We start from the raw sequence: 5,244 nt of genomic DNA, 5'->3' as shown, positions 1-5,244 counted from the left end.
GAAACCAGCGCTGAAGCGGATGCTCTGACTTCAGAAGTCGCAGAAGAGGCTGAGCCTGCCTTGTCTCTTCCAGAGACTGAGCTTGATGCCGGGGCGTCTGAGGACAAGCTGGAAGGTGAGGTCGAACTCGCCGGTTTGGATGCGGAAGAAGCAGAACGGATGAAGAATGATCCGCGTTACGCCGCGCGCGCCATCGTGCTGCCCTCGCCGCCGCCCATGCCGTCGGCGGAAGAGAGCACAGACACTGCAATGGCTTCGGCGCAACCCACCACACGTGAAACGCGCGAGCTGCGGCCTAGCGCACCCTTGACCAATCGGGTCCTGTCACTGTTTTCCAACCCGGTCGTGCCGCCGGCGCCGCCCGCGCCGCCAGCGCCGAGCCGGTCCCAAGAGGATGAAGACGCCTGATCCGGGCAAGCCTGCGACACATCATGAAAAACGCCGCCGGGAGAGCCCGGCGGCGTTTTTCATGCGCGCCGGGTCGACCTAGTCGTTTTCGTCAAATCCGCATTCGACCAGAGCGCTGAGCGCATCGACCGCCTCTGCGGCGTCATCCCCGTCCGCCTTGATGGTGATCTGCACTCCGGGACCGGCGGCGAGCATCAGCAATTCCATAATGGAATCCGCGCTGACCTGCTCATGGTCGCGAGAGACGCTGATATCGGCGTCATAGCGCGCGGCTTCAGCGACGAATTTGGCGGAGGCGCGGGCGTGCAGGCCGCGCTGATTGCAGATCGTGACCGTGCGCTCAGTGGTCACGCCGCGCCATCCAGGATCTGGGAAGCGACGGCGATATAGCGTTTGCCTGCTTCACTGGCGCTTTCCGCCAGCGCGTTCATGTCGAGCCGGGAGCGGGCCTCGGCCAGCTTGATCAGCATGGGCAGATTGGCGCCGGCGATGACCTCCACTCGCCCTTTTTCAAGCAGCGAGATGGACAGGTTTGACGGCGTGCCGCCGAACATGTCGGTGAGGATGATCACGCCCTCGCCCTGATCCGCCTTCTCCACCGCTTCGCGAATATCATCGCGACGGCGCTCCATATCATCATCGGGACCGATGGAAATGGCGCTGCAGGCTTCAAGCGGGCCGACCACATGCTCAGTGGCGGCGACAAGTTCGTCAGCGAGACGGCCGTGAGTGACGACGACAATGCCGATCATGGTGTGAGACTGGTCCTCAGACGGAAAGTTATCCCGCCCATGTAAACCCGGTTTTGCGTCGGGCGAAAGCCCTGTGCGACGTGCCTGCAACAGTCTGCTGCACGAGGATGACAGGCGCCGTTTTCGCGCCACACATACTTATCGGATATAGGCAGGCAGTGTCACCGTGAAGCAGGCGCCAAGGACGACGCCCTGATCATCGAGCCGGTTTGAAGCTTCGATCTGTCCGCCATGAGCGGTCACGATCTGGCGCGCAATGGCGAGGCCAAGCCCGGAATGCGCGCCAAAAGCCGCGCCCTTGGGGCGCTGGGTGTAGAAACGATCAAAAATGGCTTCGCGATTGTCTTCGGGAATGCCCGGCCCGTTGTCCTCGACCCGAACCTGATGGGTTTGCCCCGGACCGCGTTCGATAGTGATTTTCACCACGCTGTCTGCGGGGGAGAAGGTGATGGCGTTCTCGATCAGGTTGATGAAGACCCGGCTGAGCGGATGCTCATGGCCGCGCACCCAGTGCCGGTCAGCGGTGTGACTGACGGTGACGCGCGGCGCCTTGGCGTCAGGGTCGTTCTGAAGGCTGGCGAGATCATTGAGCAAGACAGCGAGATCGATCGTCTCCAGATCTTCCCGCGCCAGCTCGGCGTCCAGACGCGAGGCGTTTGAAATGTCGGTGATCAGCCGGTCCAGCCGCTTCACATCATGCTGGATCACGTCGATCAGACGGGCGCGTTTGGCGTCATCCTTCGCGAGCGGCAGGATTTCAGAGGCGGAGCGGATCGAGGTCAGCGGGTTCTTGATCTCGTGCGACACGTCCGCCGCGAAGGCTTCAATGGCGTCCAGTCGGTCATAAAGCGCGTTGGTCATCTGGGTGAAGGCCCGTCCCATATCGCCGATTTCATCGCGGCGGCCTTTCATGTCGGGCAGGGGCACGCGTCGTCCGCCGGCCAGGCGCACTTCGCGCGCCGCCTCGGCCAGCCGCCGCACAGGCCAGGCGATCTGAACGGTCAGCACAAGCGCCATGACCAGCGAAACCGACGCGGCCACAAGCACATAAGGCAGGATGGCGGCGCGTTCCTGTGCAATCAGGGCGTCCAGATCATACGATTCATAAGTGACGGTGCCGACGACCGCCTGAATGAGTTGAATGGGAATGGTCACGGACACCACGCGCCCGCCGTCAGGGTCGCGGCGCACGCCGGACTGGGCCTCACCGGTCTGAAAGGCTTCGCGCACCTCATCGGCCAAAGTCCGGTCTAGCGCCGTTCGGTCTTCAGAAGACAGGAACATCTGGCCGATTTGCTCCATCAAGGAGCGGGAGGCGTTCTGCAGTGCCGTCAGGGGGGTGTCCGGCCGCCCGTCCAGCGGCGGCAGTTCGATCTGGTCCACATCGCCCGCGATCAGGTCGGAATCGGCAATGCGCACCGGTCCCGGGGCGTGCAGCAAGGCGCGCGTCTCGTCCGGCACATAGAGCCCCGACAAGCGCCTGAGCACTTCGCGCGCGGCGTCACGATCCATTTCAGGGCCGGGCGCATCACCGTAGACCGCAGTCTCGGTGATGATGTTGGCGATAATTTCAGCCTGGGCGGAGAGCGAATCCACCTTGGCGTCCACCAGCCCGCGCCGGTTCTCGGTGATGGCGAACATGCCGCCGATCACAACGCTCAACGCCACCAGATTGGTCAGGATGATGGTGGCGCCCAGACGTGACAACAACAGCGGTTTGAGTTGGGCGGACAGGCGCAGGACGGCGCGACGCGCGACCTTAAGCCTCCTTATAACGGTAGCCGACGCCATACAGGGTCTCAATGCTGTCGAATGTGTCGTCCACGTCGCGGAACTTCTTGCGGATGCGCTTGATGTGGCTGTCGATGGTGCGATCATCCACATAGACCTGATCGTCATAGGCCGCGTCCATCAGGCTGTCGCGGCTTTTTACAAAGCCGGGACGGTTGGCCAGCGCATGCAGGATCAGAAATTCAGTGACGGTCAGACGCACTGGCTTTCCGGCCCAGCTGCAAGCGTGCCGGTTGGGGTCGAGCAGCAATTGGCCGCGTTCGATGACTTTGTGCTCGCCGGTCTCTCCGCCTTCCGCGCCTGCAGGATCGGCCTGGGCGCGGCGCAGCACGGCCTTGATCCGGCGCGCCAGCAGCTGATGGGAGAAGGGCTTGGCGATGTAATCATCCGCGCCCAGATCAAGCCCCAGCGCCTCATCGAACTCACCATCCTTTGAGGTGAGGAAGATGACCGGCAGGTTGGAGGACTGGCGCACGCGGCGCAGCAGCTCCAGGCCATCCATGCGCGGCATCTTGATGTCGAAGATCGCCAGATCGGGCGGCGTTTCGCTCAGATGCGGCAACGCCTCGGCGCCGTCGGTGAAGGTGCGCACGTCATAGCCCTCATTTTCCAGAAACATGGAAACGGAGGTCAGAATGTTCTCGTCGTCGTCCACAAGGGCGATGGTCGCCATCGTTCGTATCCTGTCTTCTCTCGGTCAAACCGATGTCTGTAGCGCTTCATACTATTTGTTGCGCGAGATCAAGCAAAGACATGGTTACCTAGGGTTAAGGCCGGTAGTGCATTACTATCCGAAACTGCTGGGGAATGAGGCGGAAATGGCGCACGAAGACGTCCATTACGAGGTCTTTCTGAAGAAAAACGTGAAGGCTTCCTGGACCTTGGTCGAGGCGCTGAAGGATCGTAATGCGGCTATGGGGCTGGCCAAGAAGCTGCAGACCAATCACTCCAGCGGGTCGATCCGCGTGGTGCGTGAAGTCTGGGATGCGGAATCGGGGGGCTTTCGGGGCGGATCGATCTTTGAAGTCGGGCCGGAAAAATATGCGGGCGATGAAAAGCCGGCCGAAGCCAGCATTCCGTGCCTGACGCCGGACGATCTGTCCGGGCCTGCAGCCCGCGATACGCTGCGCCGGGCGCTGTCAGACTGGCTTGAACGCTCCCAGGTTTGCCCGATGGAGCTGTTGCACAGACCGGACCTGATCGAACAACTGGACGGTTCCGACACCGATTTGCAGCACGCGATCCAGAAAGTCGCGATCGCGCGGGCGCAAAACAGCGACGCCTCGGTGCATGCCTATGTGCGTCTGATCACCGAACTGGTCCAGCGCGGCATTGAACAGTCTCGCAAGGAAGCAAAGGCGGGCGGCAAACCGCCCCGCGGCAAAACCTTTGCAGAGACCGCCAGCCTAGTGGCCGGCAAGTCCGCACCGGAAAAACTGATGCGCCGCGCCATCGCGGATCAGCTCTCTGAATCCTACGACATGGGCGAAAAGGTCCGTCATCTGCTCGACATGCATGATGACCTGCCGGAAGACGCGCAGGCGCGCGCTCTGGCGGCGACGCATACGGACGCCTTCATGGCTGAAATCCTGTCCTTTGATTCCGCCCTGCGCCGGGTTCTGGGCGACACGGTGGATCTGGGTGACGAAGTCCTGCGGCTGACCGGGATCTATGAAGGCGCCCCAGACAGTCCGGATCTGAGCCGGGCGCCGGAAACCGCGCGTCGGCTCGCCAGCCAGATCAAGCAGGCATCCTTGCCGGCTGCGCATAACGAGCTGGCCCAGCAAATTCTGGAAAAACTGCGCGCGCCCAAGCGGTTCCGCCCTCGGTCCGTGATGGCTGAGATCGAGTTGGCCCGTAAACTCGCCCAGCGGCTGATCGTTTCGGCGGGACAGAATCTCAACCTCAATCCCGATGCGCTCGTAGAGGCGTTCACGCACCGCTCGGCCCGTCTCCTTCAGCCGGACGCCATCGAGGAAGCTCTGTCTGGCGCCCATACGCCGGTGGACCAGATCGAGCGCCTGTTCGCGATGGAAGACCATCTGGTGGGTGAAGAGAACAAGAAGAAGCTCGCCAGCTATATTCGCGGCAAGGTGCAAGCGAACACCACGGTCAATTTCTTCCTGCGCGGTGCGGGCCAGCCGCTGGAACGCCTGTCGCAGGTCACCAGCCTGCAGGCGCGCGCCATGAAGGGCGGCTTTCCCAAAGCGGACAAGCGCGAACTGGTTGAGGCGTTTGATACGCTGGGACTGGCGATTTTGGACGCCACCAAGGTCATGGACCGTGTGGCGGG

5 protein-coding genes and 1 pseudogene are annotated in these 5,244 nt (G+C 62.3%); 2 read left to right on the top strand and 4 right to left on the bottom strand.

Translation table 11 applies throughout. The annotated features are described in order from the left end of the window. Positions 1-408: pseudogene (locus B3M53_RS09325) on the top strand (hypothetical protein); the annotation flags it as partial. Positions 409-486: 78 nt separating this feature from the next. On the opposite strand, the gene B3M53_RS09320 reads toward B3M53_RS09325, so the two are convergent. The 4 genes from B3M53_RS09320 to B3M53_RS09305 all read right to left on the bottom strand — a co-directional run bounded on the left by B3M53_RS09320 (position 487) and on the right by B3M53_RS09305 (position 3,624). Next, complete coding sequence (locus tag B3M53_RS09320) at positions 487-759, bottom strand: HPr family phosphocarrier protein (protein ID WP_022701092.1); 273 nt, start codon at positions 757-759, stop codon at positions 487-489. Continuing rightward, on the bottom strand, positions 756-1,160 hold the full coding sequence (locus tag B3M53_RS09315) for a PTS sugar transporter subunit IIA (protein ID WP_022701093.1): 405 nt from the start codon (positions 1,158-1,160) through the stop codon (positions 756-758). The genes B3M53_RS09320 and B3M53_RS09315 overlap by 4 nt, the downstream gene beginning before the upstream one ends. Positions 1,161-1,298: 138 nt before the next feature. Beyond that, positions 1,299-2,951 carry a sensor histidine kinase gene (locus B3M53_RS09310; RefSeq protein WP_022701094.1) on the bottom strand — a complete coding sequence of 551 codons (1,653 nt, stop codon included), beginning with the start codon at positions 2,949-2,951 and terminating at the stop codon, positions 1,299-1,301. Then, the gene (locus B3M53_RS09305; RefSeq protein ID WP_022701095.1) at positions 2,920-3,624 is read right to left on the bottom strand and encodes a response regulator transcription factor; all 705 of its coding nucleotides are present in this window, start codon (positions 3,622-3,624) and stop codon (positions 2,920-2,922) included. Before B3M53_RS09305 ends, B3M53_RS09310 begins: the two co-directional genes overlap by 32 nt. A 145-nt stretch (positions 3,625-3,769) precedes the next feature. Here B3M53_RS09305 and B3M53_RS09300 point away from each other — a divergent pair. Continuing rightward, on the top strand, positions 3,770-5,244 hold a 1,475-nt coding region (locus B3M53_RS09300), incomplete at its 3' end, for a hypothetical protein (protein WP_286800184.1).

Source organism: Oceanicaulis sp. UBA2681, assembly GCF_002354675.1.
Classification (GTDB): Bacteria; Pseudomonadota; Alphaproteobacteria; order Caulobacterales; family Maricaulaceae; genus Oceanicaulis; species Oceanicaulis alexandrii.
This window is presented reverse-complemented; position numbering and strand designations above follow the sequence as displayed.